The organism is Streptomyces hyderabadensis (assembly GCF_020404845.1).
Lineage (GTDB): Bacteria > Actinomycetota > Actinomycetes > Streptomycetales > Streptomycetaceae > Streptomyces > Streptomyces hyderabadensis.
Genome location: NZ_JAIOJZ010000015.1, coordinates 1 through 15144, shown reverse-complemented (window position 1 = coordinate 15144; position 15144 = coordinate 1). Strand labels below are relative to the sequence as shown.

The following is a 15144-nucleotide window of genomic DNA, read 5'->3' as shown; positions in this document are numbered from 1 at the left end:
GGACACCCACGTGCTGCCCGTGGCTGAGGCTGGTCGGGCCGCGGAAGCATCAGCCGTTGGGCCGGGCCCCTTACGATAAGTGAGGCAACAGCACTGATGCGACACGCTGGTGCTTTTGGGGTCGGGATTGCGTCGCTGAGGCGAAGGCATGGAAGAAGGACGCGCTGCCTCCCCCGTGCCATGGATGCGCATATGCCCTTGGCATAATTCGCGCATGTCGAGCCGTGACACCATCCAGTACGCCCCTGACGTGGGACTCCTCATGATCCCCGGTGATCCGGCGACAGACTACTCCCCGGGGTTCGCGGTCTTCGACGACTCCGTCCCCGCCCTGCGCGCGTTCGTCCTGGACCGGCTACGGAAGGAGAACATCCGGCCGGCGGCGCCCAAGACGAAGGACGGTGCCGTCATACCCGTACGCGTGGGTCTGGTCCCCCGGCCCGACAACGACTACGACACGCGTGCCGTGTCGGTCACCGCCCCGCCGTGCCACGGCGGGTCCGTCCTGGACCGGCACATGGGCTACCTCTACAGCAGCGCCCTGCACGTCACGAGCGAGAGCATCCGTGAGCTCACCGAGGAGACGGGGACACCCGTCGGCTGTCACGGATGGATCGAGCTCTACGACCTCGAGAACGACAGCCGCTTCTACGACGACGAGGAGGACGGGGACAGCGCGGACGGCGACGCCGCGGACTGGGAACCCAGCCGCCACGAACTGGTGTCGTGGGCGGAGCAGAAGGCATTCGGGTACGCGGTCGGTTCAGTACGGGTGCTACTGCCCGAGCGTCAGACCGTGCGCGCCCTGGTGGACGACTACCTGGCCGTTCACCGTCGGGAGGCCCACCAGTGCGCGGAGCGGGGGCCGGTCCCTTCCGGTGTCGAGCGGGACCTGCGCCGGGCGCTCGCCGAACGCCTCGCCATCCGGCTGCGCACTGGTCTGAGCCATCGCGCCGCCGGCGGGGCCTGGGGCCGGGAGACCGAGCGTGAGCGCGCGCGCCGCCGCCGGGACGCCGAGGCACAGCCGCTCCTGCGCGCCTGGGAGACGTACCGGAGTTCGCCACACGGTTTCGGCGGCCTGCGTGCCGTCACCCGGTCCGTCTTCCACCACACCCGGATCCTCGTCCTGGACGGATCAGGTGTGGAGGTGGGGCAGTACCACGAGCCGGACGGCCCGCTCACTCTGGTGGACGAGCGGGTGCGCGCCGAGGCGCTCGACGCCCTGCGCGCGCACGGAGTGGACGTGGACGCTCCCGAGGACCTGGCATCCCTCGACGGCTTCCCGGACGCCGTGGTCGTCGCGGGCGGGGACACGTGGTCAATCCGGCTGTCCGAGCCGGGCGTGCCCCGGAGCCGGCTTCCCGAGGCCGGCTGGTTCGACACGGACTCGGGCACGCTCACCGTGTACGCCGCGTCGCTCGCCGAGCCGCTGACGGTGCTGCTGCTCCGGCACGGCGTACGCCCCCTGCTCGTGACCTGGGGCACACCGCACGAGGAGGTGGAACGGCACAACCTCCGTGCCGCGGTCGCGCCGGCCGAGATCAGCCCCATCAGCAGCCACAGCCGGGTGACGGCCGCCGCGCAGCGGCTGATCCCGGAGCCCCACCGCCGGTGGCTCAACGCCAAGCCCGACGACGGGGAAGCGCTCGCCGCGCGGGCCGGCAGCCTGCTGCCGCCGCTCATCGACGACGCGGCGGAGAACTCGTACTACCGGCGAGCCCTGGAGGCGCTCTTCGGCGCGCCCGTGAACCTGGCCGAGCGCGGGCCGTGCCGGCTCTGCGGGCGGTCCGCCCAGTCGGTTCGCCCGGGGCTGTTCTACTGCCACGGCTGCTGTGCCCTGGCGAGGAGCGGGGTGCTCCGGGACACCGGAGTGGACGGGGCGTGGACAGAGGCGATCGTGTACGCGCTGCGCAGGCTGGCGGAGATGGAGTTCTCCGGGCCGCCGTCCCTCGCCCAGCTGGACCGTGTCGGCGTTCCCTTCGAGGACCACGCCCTGGTCGACGAGGTGCTGCTCTGCCGTTTCCTGCTGCCGCGCCCCGGCTCCGCGGTGCTGAGCGCACGCCCGCTCCGCCCGGCCCGCACCTGGACGGAGTGGCTGTCGCACGCGGGGCTCCTCACGGACGGGGTGCGCACCTCGTTGGGTACGACGACCAGGGCCACGGACGGACATCTGTGCCGCTCCCTGTTCGAGCGGCACGTGGACGACTTCCTCCACCACCGGGGCGTGGCGCACGAACCGGAGCCCGCCTACCCGCGGCACCCGGAACTCAACACGACCGGCCTGCGGGCGGACTGGCGCCTGGCAGACGGCACGTTCGTCGAAGCCCTGGGCCTCATGACGAAAGAGGCGTACGTGGCGAAGGTCGCCCGCAAGCGGGAACTGGCCCGCCACCACGGCCTGCGGCTCATCACCGTCACGGCCGAGGACCTCAACCGCCTCCCGGAGATCTTCGCGGACTGGCTCCCCGAGGGCTCGGCCGGCTGAGGCTGAAGAACCCCGGTTCCGTCGAAGTTGAAGAGCCCGGGGCAGCAGCACCGGCCCATGAACTCGGCCATGGCAGGGACCGTCATCGCTCACCGTCCGTCGCCCTCCAGGGCACGGCACATTGCCCTGGTCATCTGCCAGCGTTCGGCTTCGAAATCCGTCAGGACGAGCAGGGCTCTCGGAGGCCGTCGACGAGCGCAGGGCCCCGGTGGTTTCCGGGACGCCCTGGGTGCTGGGACGCGCCTCCACCGAGGCCGGTCCGCCGCCGACCGACGGACCGGTGGGCGGTCGAGGCCGTTCGGCCAATGCGCTGCTGGACCCCGCCTCGCGCGGTGTGCGCAGCACGGCTGTCCGCGTACCGCACACGGTCCACAACAGGGGCAAGGGCGGTTCGCGCCTGTGACGATGGGACGGACGCAGTCACTCACTGCCACAGGGGCCAAGGGCGGAGTACCTCACGGCTGCTCCGCCCCCGGCTCGCCGGGCTTCCGTGTCAGCAGGTGGAAGCCGGCCTGATCATGATTCCCGTGACCGTGGCATTGCCGCCCCTCGGGTTCACGCAGATCCAGGCCCCCGGTGGCAGCCCGCCGAACACCAGTGCCGCCGCCATCACGCCGGCGGCAGCCGCACTGGTCAGTCTTCTGCGGAGCTTCTTCGATTCTCACCCTTTGGGTCGGGGCGGCGGCGTTCGGCCGCTCCCTGTGCACGTTCATGCCCAAGCGCGACGCGTGCCATGTCGCCAAGTGACGTCGTGTCAGTCCCTGGCGGCCACCCTCCAGGGCGGCGGAGCATCACAACGCTGCCCGTTGGGACGCCGAGCGCGGCAGGGGGTTGAAGCCGTTAGCGGCGGCCCACCTCGGAGACCGGGACGGCACTCATGATCAGGGCGGGCATCGCGCCGCAGGCGAGGCCGACGCCGCTGTTGATGACGACGCGGGTGCAGACGGTGGTGCGCAGGTCGACCGGCGTTCCGACCCCTTCCAGGCCGCCTAAGCGCCCTTGGTGAGGACACATGGGGGCTGCGCGCATAGCTCGCCTCCGAACTATGGTGTCCCACCACATACGCCTCTCACCTGCACGTTCCTACGGTGTGGCGACACCCAACCGTCCCCACCGAACGCCAGGAAGTGGTGCCGATGTCGTCGCCCGCAACCGCTCCACCAGCCCCGAACAACCTCAAGCGCATCGTCGCCGCGTCCCTCATCGGCACCACCATCGAGTGGTACGACTTCTTCCTCTACGGCTCCGCCGCCGCGCTCGTGTTCAACGAGTTGTTCTTCCCGGACTCCGACCCGCTGGTCGGCACGCTGCTGTCGTTCCTGACCTATGCCGTCGGGTTCGCCGCACGGCCGGTCGGGGCGCTGGTGTTCGGGCACTACGGTGACCGGCTCGGGCGCAAGAAGCTGCTGGTGCTGAGCCTGTTGATGATGGGCGGGGCGACCTTCGCGATCGGATTGCTGCCCACCCACGCGACCATCGGCACGGCCGCTCCCGTGCTGCTGACCGTGTTGCGGCTGGTCCAGGGTTTCGCCCTCGGCGGCGAGTGGGGCGGGGCCGTGCTGCTGGTGTCGGAGCACGGGGACGCGCGGCGGCGCGGGTTCTGGGCGTCGTGGCCGCAGACCGGCGCGCCGGCCGGGCAACTGCTCGCCACCGGTGTGCTGTCGCTGCTGACGGCCGTGCTGTCGGACGCCGCGTTCGACAGCTGGGGCTGGCGGATCCCGTTCCTGCTGTCCGGTGTCCTGGTGATGGTCGGTCTGTGGATTCGTCTGTCTGTCGATGAATCGCCGGTCTTCAAGCAGGCGTTGGCGCAGGCGGAGTCGCGGAAGGCGAAGGCCGAGCCGCTGCCGCTGGTCGCCGTGGTGCGATACCACTGGCGCGACGTGCTGATCGCCATGGGCGCGCGGATGGCGGAGAACATCAGCTACTACGTCATCACGGCCTTCATCCTCGTCTACGCCACCTCCGCGGCCGACGTCTCCAAGCAGACCGCGCTCAACGCGGTGCTGATCGCCTCGGCCGTGCACTTCGCGGTCATCCCGGCCTGGGGCGCGCTGTCGGACCGGATCGGCCGGCGCCCGGTGTACCTGCTGGGCGCGGCCGGTGTCGGGCTGTGGATGTTCCCGTTCTTCATGCTGATCGACTCCGGCGACTTCGGCAGTCTGCTGCTCGCGGTGACCGTGGGGCTGGTGCTGCACGGCGCCATGTACGCGCCCCAGGCGGCCTTCTTCTCCGAGATGTTCGCGACCCGGATGCGGTATTCGGGGGCGTCGATCGGTGCCCAGTTCGCCTCCGTGGCGGCGGGTGCGCCGGCGCCGCTGATCGCCACCGCGCTGCTGTCCGAGTACGACAGCTCGACGCCGATCGCCCTCTACGTCATCGCCTCGGCCGTGCTGACGCTGTTCGCCGTGGGGGTGGCCCGGGAGACCCGGCACCGGGACCTCGCGGAGGTGGACTCCGTCCCCGGTGACTCGGACGGGAGCGGGTCGGCGTCCGACTCCCGCGAGCAGCGGGCGCGCACCGTCTGAGCCGTCCCGCCACCGGCCCCCGTACGCCCGTGCGTGCGGGGGTCAGTGGCGGGTCGGGGCCGACAACCGGTGGAGCCTGAGGGCCAGTTGTATCTCGAGGGCGCGCTCGGGGCTCTGCCAGTCGTCGCCCAGGAGCCGGCCCACGCGCTCCAGGCGCTGGGCCACGGTGTTCACATGGACGTGCAGGGCCTCCTTCGTGCGGGCCGGGCTCATCCCGCAGGCGAAGTAGGCATCGAGGGTGCGCACGAGTTCCGTGCCGCGCCGCTCGTCGTAGGCGACGACCTGGCCGATGGTGCGCTCGACGAACCCCGGCACGTTCTGCTCCCCGGCCAGCAGCAGGCCCAGGAACCCGAAGTCCTCGGCCGCCGCGCCGTCCCCGGAGCGGCCCAGCAGGCGCAGGGCGTCCAGGCAGCGCCCGGCCTCGGTGTGGGCGGCGGCCACGGCGTCGGGACGGGCGGCGAGGTCCCGCACGGGGGCGGAGGCGCCGACGGTGACGGCCTCGTGGACCGCCCGGCCCAGGTGCCGGGCGGTGCGGCGGGCCAGGTCGGTGGCCCCGTCCCCGTCCGCCAGGGGCAGCAGCAGTACGGTGCCGCCGTCCCGGGCGGCGGCCAGGCCGTGCCGGGTCGCGGCGAGGTGGGAGGCGGCGGCCCACAGGCGCCGGCGCGCGTCCGCCTCCTGGTCGGCGTCGGCCGCGGTGGCGTCGAGGCGGGCGACGAGGACGACGTGCGCGGCGGAGAGGTCGGCGTGCAGCCGCCGGGCCCGGTCGTTCAGCAGGCGCGGATCGCGGTCGCGGGCGTCGAGCAGGTCGTCGAGCAGCTCGCCGCGGACCCGCTGTTCGGCCTCGGCGGCGGAGCGGCGGGCGAGCAGCAGCAGGGAGGTGACCATCGCGGCACGCTCCAGGGTGAGCTGGTCGACGGGGTCGAGGCCGGGGTGGCCGTGCAGGACGAGGGCGCCGAACAGCTCGTCACCGGCGGCGACGGCGGCGATCCAGTCGTCCTTGTGCCGCACCACGTGTCCGTCGGCGCGGGACGCCTCCAGTGCGTGCTCCGGTGCCCCGGCGGCCTCGGTGAACGTGACGGTGCCGTCCAGGACCTGCGAGACGGCGGCGGCCACGTCGTGCACTCCGCCGCCGCGCAGGACCAGCTCGGCGAGCCGGTCGTGGATGTCGGAGGCGCGCTCGATGACGCCGCTGCGGTCCCGGATGATCTCGTTGGCCCGTTCCAGTCCGGCGAGGGCCGAGCGGGTCTCGGCGAGCAGGTTGGCGGTGTCGATGGCGGCGGCCGCGAGGGCGGCGAAGGAGCCGAGCAGGGCGATCTGCTCGCGTTCGAAGACCCGGGCTCGCCGGTCGGCGGCGAAGAGCACGCCGATGACGTGGTGGCCGAGCATGAGGGGTACGCCGAGGATGGCGACCAGGCCCTCGTCGCGCACTCCCGCGTCGATGGTGCCGGTGTGCTGGAAGCGGTCGTCCTTGAAGTAGTCGTCGGTGACGTAGGGGCGGGCGGTCTGGGCGACGAGGCCGCCGAGCCCTTCTCCCATGCCGAGCCGCAGTTGCTGGAAGCGGGCGGCGACCGAGCCCTCGGTGACCCGCATGTAGGTGTCACCGCGCTCCGGGTCGTTGAGGCTGAGGTAGGCGACGTCGGTGCCGAGCAGGGAGCGGGCCCGCTGCACGATCGCCCGCAGTACGGCGTCCAGGTCGCGCAGCCCGGCGAGGTCGTGGGCCGTCTCGAACAGTGCGGACAGCTCGGCCTCGCGTCTGCGCCGGCCCTCCAGCTCCGAGCGCACCCGCAGCGCGAGGCGCTTGGCCCGCTCCAGCGCGTCGATCCGCTCGGCCGGTCCGCCCTCGGCACGCGCGACCAGCACCGGCTGCTCGTAGGCGTCGGCGGAGGCGCCGCGGGCCAGCAGCTCCAGGAACGGCGTCTCGGCGCACTGCGCGTGATCACGGGACATGCCCCCAGGATTCCCCATCACCCGCCCGTCCCGGCAGCCCTGTGGAAAACCCCGGCTCAGTGGGCGGTCCAGCCGCCGTCCAGGACGAGCGAGGTGCCCGTGAGGCTGGAGGTGTGCGGGCCGCACAGGTACGCCACCGCTTCGGCGACCTCGTCGGGTTCGATCAGCCGCCGCACGGCGCTGTCCCGCAGCAGTACGTCGGAGAGCACCTGCTCCTCGGGGACGCCGTGGGCGCGGGCCTGGTCGGCGAGCTGCCGCTCCACCAGCGGGGTGCGGACGTAGCCGGGGTTGACGCAGTTGGAGGTGACGCCGTGGGCGGCGCCTTCGAGTGCGGCGGTCTTGGACAGGCCCTCCAGTCCGTGCTTGGCGGACACGTAGGCCGCCTTGTAGGCCGAGGCGCGCAGACCGTGCACGGAGGAGATGTTGACGATGCGGCCCCAGCCCTGTCCGTACATGTGGGGCAGGGCGCCGCGGATGAGCCGGAAGGGGGCTTCCAGCATCACGGTGAGCACGGTGTGGAAGACGTCCGGCGGGAATTCCTCCAGGGGCCGCACCAGCTGCAGCCCGGCGTTGTTGACGAGGATGTCGGTGCCGGCCGCGGCGCGTTCGGCGGCGTCCAGGTCGGTCAGGTCCAGGACCTGCGGCTCGACGCTGCCCGCGAGGCCCCCGCAGCTCCCGGCGAGCGCCTCGAGTCCTGCGGCGTCCCGGTCGACCGCCCTGACCTCGGCCCCGGCGGCGGCCAGCCGCAGCGCGCAGGCGCGGCCGATGCCGCCGGCGGCGCCGGTGACGAGGGCGGTGCGGCCGTGGAGGTCGAGCGAGGAGGCGTGGGGGGCCGGGAGGGCGCTGGGCGAGGTCATGCCCCGACCCTAGGCAGCGGCCACCCCGTCCCCCATGTGGGCACGCCCCATACTTCAGATGGAACCAGTGGGTTCGAACCATGTGGGGGCGTCGGACAGCGCCTGCTTCACGCGGGTCTGCCCGAACTCCTTGATGTCCGGCAGCGCGTCCACCGCGAACCAGCCCACCTCCAGCGACTCGTCGTCGTTGACCCGGGCCTCGCCGCCCACGGCCCGGCAGCGGAAGGTGATGTCCATGAACTGGCAGACGTCACCGTTGTCGTAGGTGACCGGCTTCAGGGCCTGTACAAGGACCAGCCGCTCGACGATGCACTGGACGGCGGTCTCCTCCTCGACCTCGCGCACGGCGCAGGCGGCGGGCTGCTCCCCCGGCTCCGGGATGCCTCCGATCAACGACCAGCGCCCGTTGTCGGACCGTCGGCCGAGCAGCACTCTGCCCTCGTCGTCGAAGACGACGGCGGTGACTCCGGGGAGCCACAGGAGCTGGTGTCCGGCAGAAGCGCGCAGGTCACGGATGAAATCGGGAGTAGCCATGCGCCCGACCCTAACGGGGCGGCCCGTCCGCTCCCGCCATGTCGAGGGGCGCGCGGCAGGCGTACGGCTACACGTCGCGGGCGCGCCGACCGCGCACACCGGCACCGACGGCCCAGCCGAGCCCGCCGGCGGCGACCAGGACCAGGGCGATCTCGGGCGCGATGCCCACCCGGGTGGCGGGCGTCTCGGAGGACCGCAGGGGCACCTCCTGGACCAGGGAGTCCGCGACGAACATGCCGGTCTTCTGGGTGATCCTGCCGTCCGGCATGATGATCGCGCTGACGCCGCTGGTCACCGGGACGGTGACGGTCCGGCTGTGCTCGACCGCGCGGATCCGGGACATGGCGAGCTGCTGGTAGGTCATCTCGCTGCGGTCGAAGGTCGCGTTGTTGCTGGGCACGGAGATCATCTGGGCACCGTCGGTGACCTCGGAGCGCACGGCCCAGTCGAAGGCGGCCTCGTAGCAGGTCACCAGGCCCACCTTGGTGCCGGCCATGGTGAACACACCGGGTTCGGTGCCCCGGCTGAAGTCCCGGCTGACCATGCCGGTCCAGGTGTCGTTGATCGCCCCGATCAGCGAGCGCAGCGGCAGGTACTCGCCGAAGGGCTGGATCTGCCGCTTGTCGTAGGTGTCGACGGGGCCCTTGTCCGGGTCCCACAGGATCTGCTCGTTGAGCAGCTTGCCGTCGCGTTCCACGACGCCGCCGACCGAGATGGGCGCGCCGATCGCCTTGGCGGCCCCGTCGATGATCCTGCGGGCGTCGGCGTTGGCGAAGGGGTCGATGTCCGAGGAGTTCTCCGGCCAGAGCACGAAGTCGGGGCGTGCCACCTTGCCCGCCTTCACCTCGGCGGCCAGGCGCAGTGTCTCGCGCGCGTGGTAGTCGAGTACGGCCCGGCGCTGGGCGTTGAAGCCGAGCCCCGCGCGGGGCACGTTGCCCTGGACCACGGCCACGGTCGCGGTGCCGTCCTCCGCCTCGTCGCTGACCAGCGGCCGGGCGGCCACGGCGCCCACGACGGGCACGGCCACGCCGAGCAGGGCCACCGCCGCGGCACCGCGTCGCACCTGGTCGCCGCGGCGGGCCCGGACGGCCAGGCGCACGGCCTCGCAGAGGCCGAAGCCGCACAGGACGACCGCGAAGCCGAGCACCGGTGTGCCGCCGAGAGCGGCGAGCGGAAGGAAGACGCCGTCCGCCTGTCCGAACGCGATCTTGCCCCAGGGAAAGCCCTCGAAGGGCACGCGCGCGCGTGCCGCCTCTCCGGCGATCCACAGCGCCGCCGCCCACACCGGCCACCCGGGCAGCCGCGACACGGCGGCGACGCCCGCGCCGACGGCCGCCACGAAGAGCGCCTCGATCGCGGCGAGGGCGAGCCAGGGGCCGGGGCCCACCTCCACACCCGTCCACACCAGCAGGGGCATCAGGAAGCCGAGGCCGAAGAGGTAACCGAGGCCGAGGCCCGCCTTCCAGCCGCGGCCGCGCAGCACCCAGCCGAAGACGGCGAAGGCGGGCAGCGCGAGCCACCACAGGGTGCGCGGCGGGAAGCTGACGTAGAGGAGCACTCCGGAGAGCGCCGCGGCGGCGGCCGGGACGAGGCGCACGAGCCGCGCGACGACCCGCGAGGCGGGCGTGGTCTGCGGCTGCGTCCGTTCCGACTCGCCGACGGAGGTTGCGGTGGCTGTCACCCCCCGGAGTGTACGGCGGGTGACCTGGCCCCGGACAGGACGGTCCGCGGACGTCGACGGGGTGTGCGGGACCCGTGCCGCATCGTTTCGCCACAACCGGGTGCCGACCGGTCCCCAATCCGCCGACCGGCCGTTACGGTGTGGCCGAGCCCCGGTCGCCGGCCCGATGCCGCCGGGCGGCGGGGGCCCGTCAGGTCGGGGGCGGCGCGGGCGGGGGACAGGGTGGGTGCGAGGGGGTCGGCGTCTGCGGCCGGTGCGGTCGCGGACGGCGGGAGACGCGGCGGCGTGGACACGGCGGGGATGGTGATCCTCGCCGCCTGCGCGTCCTGGTCGTTGATCACCGCGGCCGCGCGAGACGGCCGCCCGGAGGGCGTGCTGCTCGCGGTGCTGGCCGTGGCCGCCGGTTATGCCGCGGGGCGGATCGGCGGGGCGCTGCTGCCGGTCGCCGTGCCGGGGGCGGCGGCGCTGGCCGGGCTCGCCCTGACGGTGGCCGTGCCGCATCTCGCGCCGGGGCCGCGGATCACCGCGCCGCTCGGGCACGCGGGTGCGACCGCCGCCCTGCTCGCGCTGTCGGCGGGCGCCGCATGCTGCGGGGCCTGGGCGAGCGGGGTGCCGGCCGTGCGGGCCGGGTTGCGGCTGCTGGCCGTCGCGATCGCCGTGACCGCGGCCGTACTGGGCTCGGTCGCCGGTTGTGCCGCCTGTGTGCTGGTACTGCTGTGCTCGCTCGCCGCCGGCCGGGTACGCCGGCGCGGGGCGGGGATCGCCGGGCTGGGTCTGGGCGCGGGTGTGGTGACCTGCCCGGTCTGGGCGATTCCGGTCGGCTTCGCGCCGGACGGGCTCGCCGTCTCCCTGGAGGGGCAGCTGACCTCTCATCGCGTCGGGTTGTGGGCCGACGCGCTGGACCTCCTGCGCGGGGACCCGGCCCTGGGGGTGGGGCCGGGACGCTTCGGGGCGCTGAGCCCCACGGCCGCCCAGGCACCGGCGCCGGACGGCCGACCGCACTCGGCGGTGTTGCAGCAGGCGGCGGAGCAGGGGTTCGTGGGTGTGGTGCTGCTGGTCGCGGCCTTCGGCTGGGTGCTGTACGCGCTGTGGCGCTCGCCGCGTCCCACGCCGGTCGTCCTCACCGCCGGCGTGGCCCTCACGGGGCTCGCGGCGATCGCCGCCGTCGGCAACGCGCTGAGCTTCACCGCGGTGCCGCTGGGCGCGGGCCTCCTCGCGGGCCTGGCCACGGCCCGCCCCCTCTCCGAGGAACCACCTCCGACACCAGACCCGCAGACACGACACCGGCACGGCCGGCTCCCCCGATGAGGACCGCACGAATCAGCGCCGCCACGCCCGGCCGACCTCACCGTGCTGGAGCCACGAACCCGGCCCGCTACGCCCGGGACTCCCCCACGGGCCTCGCCACAGCCCGCCCCCCACCGAGGAACCACCGCCGACGGCCACCCCCGGCCTACGCGGTGGGCCCGGCTCGTCGGGGTCAACCGGCAGAGGTCCGGACGCTCGGCCCGATCAGTGGGCCGGGTCCGGTCAGTGGGCCGGGTCCGGTCAGTGGGCCGGGGACCGGTCGGTCGGCCGGGTCCGGTCAGTGGGCCGGGCCGGGTGTCTTCGGGCGGAGGCGGTCCTTGATGACCTGGACGGCCGCCTCGGCGTCGTCCACGGTGATCGTGAAGGTGTGGCCGTCCCACAGCCGCAGGATCAAGCCCTCACCGCGTCGCACGACCACGGCCGTGCCCCGCTCCGGGCGCCAGCGGTAGCCCCAGCCGCCCCAGTGGCGCGGGGTGACGTGCGGCGCGAACTCGGCGCCGACGACGTGCGAGAGGGGGATGCGGCGGCGCGGCACGCCGATGTGGCCGCAGCGCACTTCCAGGCATTCCTCGTCGACTCTCAGCGCGACGTGCACGAACGCGAGCGTGCCGAACAGGACCAGCAGTCCCGCCGCGATGCAGCCGACGACGGCCATGGCGAGCGGGGCGACGCCGGACTCCCAGGCCGATTCGACGGCCAGGGCGATGCCGAGCGCCATGCAGGCGGCGCCGATGAGCGCCAGGAACCACTGGACCCGGTTGGTGGCACGGCCGGTCCAGACGTTCGGCGGTGGGACGGTCTCGCCGTGGCGATGCCTCATGGATATGAGGTTACTCATGTTTCGCTGCGCGGGTACCTCGTCGCGCAGGGTGACTGAGCCGACCGGGCGGAAGGCAGGTCCGTCAGCCGGCCGGCGTGACCGCCCCCAGGAGCCTGCCCTCGGCGTAGGCCAGCGCGGGCGCGGGCAGGGTGCCCTCGCGTCCGCTCAGCAGCACGGTCAGGGTGCCCTCGGCCGGGGCGCCGGGGTCGGGCCGGGCACCGATCCGGCGCAGCGCCTGGGCGGCGACCGCCCCGGCGGAGCCGTGCAGGACGAGGCGCGGGGCGTCGGGGCGCTGCACGGCGGCGCGGATGCGTTCGGCGACCAGTTCGTAATGGGTGCAGCCCAGGACGACGGTGGTGACGTCGTCGGGGGTGAGGTCGGCCGCGGCGGCCACGGCCGCGGTGATCGCCGCCTCGTCCGCGTGCTCGACGGCGTCGGCCAGTCCCGGACACGGCACCTCCGTGACCGTCGCCCCGTCGGCGAACTCCTCGATCAGGCGCCGCTGGTAGGGGCTGCCGGTGGTGGCCGGGGTCGCCCAGATCGCCACGGGGCCACCGCCGGCCGCCGCGGGCTTGATCGCCGGCACAGTGCCGACCACGGGCACCCCGGGCTCCAGCCGGGCGCGCAGCGCGGGCAGTGCGTGCACCGTGGCGGTGTTGCAGCCGACGATCAGGGCGTCCGGCCGGTGTGCGGCGGCGGCCTCGGCCACGGCGAGGGCACGCCCGGTCAGGTCCTCGGGTGTGCGCGGGCCCCAGGGCATTCCGTCGGGGTCGAGGGAGAGGATGAGATCGGCGTCCGGTCGCAGCCGACGTACCGCGGCGGTCGCCGCCAGCAGACCGATTCCGGAGTCCATGAGCGCGATCTTCACCCGGCCACCATAGACGATGCGCCGTTGCCGGCCGCTGCCGTGGGGCAGACTGCGCACGTGAGCGCCGATGTGTGGATGACCGTCGTGACCGTCGTGGCAGCCCTCTCCCTGGCCGCCTGGCTGTGGCTGCTGCTCGCCCGGGGCTTCTTCTGGCGCACCGACGTCAGGCTTCCGGCCCGGGAGGAGCCCGACGTCTGGCCCCCGGTGTGTGTCGTCGTCCCCGCCCGCGACGAGGCGGCGGTGCTGCCCGCGAGCCTGCCGTCCCTGCTGGCCCAGGACTATCCGGGGCGGGCCGAGATCTTCCTGATCGACGACGGCAGCACGGACGGCACGGGTGAGCTGGCGTGCGAGCTGGCCCGGCGGCACGAGGGGCTGCCGCTGACCGTGGCCTCGCCCGGGGAGCCGCCGGCCGGCTGGACGGGCAAGCTGTGGGCGGTGCGGCACGGCATCGGCCTGGCACGCGCGCGTGAGCCGGAGTACCTGCTGCTGACGGACGCCGACATCGCGCACGCCCCGGACAGTCTGCGCGGCTTGGTGGCGGCGGCCCGCACCGGGGGTTTCGACGTCGTCTCCCAGATGGCCCGGCTGCGGGTGGAGAGCGTCTGGGAGCGGCTCGTGGTACCGGCCTTCGTCTACTTCTTCGCCCAGCTGTACCCGTTCCGGTGGATCGGCGGCGGCCGCGCGCGGGGCGGGGACGGCACGCGGCGCGGGGAACGGAAGGGGACCCGTACGGCGGCCGCGGCGGGCGGGTGTGTGCTGCTGCGTGCCGACGCCGCGGAGCGGGCGCGGATCCCGGACGCCATCCGGCACGCCGTGATCGACGACGTGGCCCTCGCCCGCGCGGTCAAGGGCACCGGCGGCCGGGTCTGGCTGGGCCTGGCCGAACGGGTGGACAGCGTGCGTCCGTATCCGCGGCTGCACGACCTGTGGCGGATGGTCTCGCGCAGCGCGTACGCGCAGTTGCGGCACAACCCCCTGGTGCTCGTCGGTACGGTGCTCGGCCTGGCGCTGGTGTACCTGGTGCCGCCGGCGACGGTGCTCGTCGGCCTGGCGGCGGGACAGGGCCCGGCGGCCGCGCTGGGCGGCGCCGCCTGGCTGGTGATGGCGGGGACGTATCTGCCGATGCTGCGCTACTACCGGCAGCCCCTGTGGCTCGCGCCGCTGCTGCCGTTCACCGCGTTCCTCTATCTGCTGATGACGGTCGACTCCGCGGTGCAGCACTACCGGGGCCGGGGCGCGGCCTGGAAGGGCCGCACCTACGCCCGTCCGGACGCCGTGCCCGAGGAGGGCCGAGCAGGCTGAGCCTCCTCTCGGCGGGTCATTTCCGGCCGGGCGTCCAGTTCATGCCCCAGCCGTAGGCGTAGTCGACCGTCCGCTGCGGGCTCACGCCGCGCTCCGGCACCAGGTAGCGGGCCTCGCGCTGGACGACGAGGTCGCTCCCGGTGTTGGTGATCAGCGCGAGGGCGCACACGGTCGAGGGCACGGTGCACTCGTCGAGCGAGAAGTCGACCGGGGCGCCGTACTGCGGCTGGAGGGTGACGGTGGCGTGCAGGTCGGCGAAGGAGCGGGCGCCCTCGTAGATGGTCACGAAGACGAGGATGCGCCGGAAGTACTGCTGGTGGTCGAGGCTGATGGTGAGGTTCTCGCCGGTCGACACGGCGCCGGTGCGGTCGTCGCCGTCCAGGTGGATGAACGGCGGCTGGTGCAGCGCTCCGAAGGCGTTGCCGAGGGCCTGGACGACGCCCTTGCTGCCGTCGCTCAGTTCGTACAGGCAGCACAGGTCGAGGTCTAGGTCGTCGTGCATGGCGACCGGGCGGCCGAGCTTGCGGGCCCAGCCCGAGAACTGCTTGCGCACCTGCCAGTTGAGGTTGACGCGCATGGCACCGGAGGTGCCGCCCTGCTTGGTCAGCGACACGGACGGCGCCGTCTTGGTGAGCGTGACCTTGGTCAGCCGGACCGGCTGGGCGGCGGGCGCGGCCGCCGGGGGCGGAGCGGGGGCCGGGTGCGCCGCGGGAGGCGCGTACGGCGCGGGCGGGGGTGCCGTGGCGGGGAAGGCGGGCGGGGCGGGGGGGGGCCCCCGCGCCCGGCGGGGGGGGGGGGGGGGGGGGGGGGCGGGGGG

At 73.7% G+C, this 15144-nt stretch carries 11 protein-coding genes and 1 pseudogene; 4 read left to right on the top strand and 8 right to left on the bottom strand.

Translation table 11 applies throughout. The features are described 5' to 3' along the window. Positions 1 to 214: 214 nt before the first annotated feature. Positions 215 to 2485, top strand: a complete 2271-nt coding sequence (locus tag K7854_RS13855) for a hypothetical protein (protein ID WP_226026767.1) — start codon at positions 215 to 217, stop codon at positions 2483 to 2485. A gap of 815 nt (positions 2486 to 3300) precedes the next feature. Here the strand turns inward: K7854_RS13855 and K7854_RS13845 are convergent. Then, positions 3301 to 3418, bottom strand: a pseudogene (locus K7854_RS13845) (MFS transporter); the annotation flags it as partial. 203 nt (positions 3419 to 3621) lie between these two features. On the opposite strand from K7854_RS13845, the gene K7854_RS13840 reads away from it, so the two are divergent. Continuing rightward, the gene (locus tag K7854_RS13840) at positions 3622 to 5010 is read left to right on the top strand and encodes an MFS transporter (RefSeq protein WP_226026766.1); all 1389 of its coding nucleotides are present in this window, start codon (positions 3622 to 3624) and stop codon (positions 5008 to 5010) included. 42 nt (positions 5011 to 5052) lie between these two features. Here the strand turns inward: K7854_RS13840 and K7854_RS13835 are convergent, their stop codons facing one another. The 4 genes from K7854_RS13835 to lnt form a co-directional block, all read right to left on the bottom strand. Beyond that, positions 5053 to 6957, bottom strand: coding sequence for a helix-turn-helix domain-containing protein (locus K7854_RS13835; RefSeq protein ID WP_226026765.1), 1905 nt, complete (start codon positions 6955 to 6957; stop codon positions 5053 to 5055). A 56-nt stretch (positions 6958 to 7013) separates the two neighbouring features. Next, the gene (locus K7854_RS13830; protein WP_226026764.1) at positions 7014 to 7814 is read right to left on the bottom strand and encodes a 3-hydroxybutyrate dehydrogenase; all 801 of its coding nucleotides are present in this window, start codon (positions 7812 to 7814) and stop codon (positions 7014 to 7016) included. A gap of 54 nt (positions 7815 to 7868) precedes the next feature. Next, positions 7869 to 8348, bottom strand: a complete 480-nt coding sequence (locus K7854_RS13825; protein WP_226026763.1) for an NUDIX hydrolase — start codon at positions 8346 to 8348, stop codon at positions 7869 to 7871. A gap of 67 nt (positions 8349 to 8415) precedes the next feature. Next, positions 8416 to 10029: an apolipoprotein N-acyltransferase gene (gene lnt / locus K7854_RS13820; RefSeq protein WP_226026762.1), complete on the bottom strand. Its 1614-nt coding sequence runs from the start codon at positions 10027 to 10029 to the stop codon at positions 8416 to 8418. Between the two features lie 300 nt (positions 10030 to 10329). Here lnt and K7854_RS13815 point away from each other — a divergent pair, with 300 nt between their 5' ends. Beyond that, positions 10330 to 11337, top strand: a complete 1008-nt coding sequence (locus K7854_RS13815; RefSeq protein ID WP_226026890.1) for an O-antigen ligase family protein — start codon at positions 10330 to 10332, stop codon at positions 11335 to 11337. Between the two features lie 277 nt (positions 11338 to 11614). On the opposite strand, the gene K7854_RS13810 is transcribed toward K7854_RS13815, so the two are convergent. Then, a complete protein-coding gene (locus K7854_RS13810; protein WP_226026761.1) occupies positions 11615 to 12157 on the bottom strand; it encodes a hypothetical protein in 543 nt (180 codons plus the stop codon). A gap of 82 nt (positions 12158 to 12239) precedes the next feature. Then, on the bottom strand, positions 12240 to 13025 hold the full coding sequence (locus K7854_RS13805; RefSeq protein WP_226026760.1) for a glutamate racemase: 786 nt from the start codon (positions 13023 to 13025) through the stop codon (positions 12240 to 12242). A gap of 75 nt (positions 13026 to 13100) precedes the next feature. Here K7854_RS13805 and K7854_RS13800 point away from each other — a divergent pair, with 75 nt between their 5' ends. Further along, entirely contained in the window at positions 13101 to 14327 is a 1227-nt protein-coding gene (locus K7854_RS13800) for a glycosyltransferase (RefSeq protein ID WP_226026889.1), read from the top strand. 16 nt (positions 14328 to 14343) lie between these two features. Here K7854_RS13800 and K7854_RS13795 read toward each other — a convergent pair. After that, on the bottom strand, positions 14344 to 15144 hold an 801-nt coding region (locus K7854_RS13795), incomplete at its 5' end, for a TerD family protein (protein WP_443732435.1).

Coding starts and splice junctions, on each gene's coding strand:
- K7854_RS13855 (WP_226026767.1), top strand. CDS start 215: ATGTCGAGCCGTGACACCATCCAGTACGCCCCTGACGTGGGACTCCTC.
- K7854_RS13840 (WP_226026766.1), top strand. CDS start 3,622: ATGTCGTCGCCCGCAACCGCTCCACCAGCCCCGAACAACCTCAAGCGC.
- K7854_RS13835 (WP_226026765.1), bottom strand. CDS start 6,957: ATGTCCCGTGATCACGCGCAGTGCGCCGAGACGCCGTTCCTGGAGCTG.
- K7854_RS13830 (WP_226026764.1), bottom strand. CDS start 7,814: ATGACCTCGCCCAGCGCCCTCCCGGCCCCCCACGCCTCCTCGCTCGAC.
- K7854_RS13825 (WP_226026763.1), bottom strand. CDS start 8,348: ATGGCTACTCCCGATTTCATCCGTGACCTGCGCGCTTCTGCCGGACAC.
- K7854_RS13815 (WP_226026890.1), top strand. CDS start 10,330: ATGGTGATCCTCGCCGCCTGCGCGTCCTGGTCGTTGATCACCGCGGCC.
- K7854_RS13810 (WP_226026761.1), bottom strand. CDS start 12,157: ATGAGGCATCGCCACGGCGAGACCGTCCCACCGCCGAACGTCTGGACC.
- K7854_RS13800 (WP_226026889.1), top strand. CDS start 13,101: ATGACCGTCGTGACCGTCGTGGCAGCCCTCTCCCTGGCCGCCTGGCTG.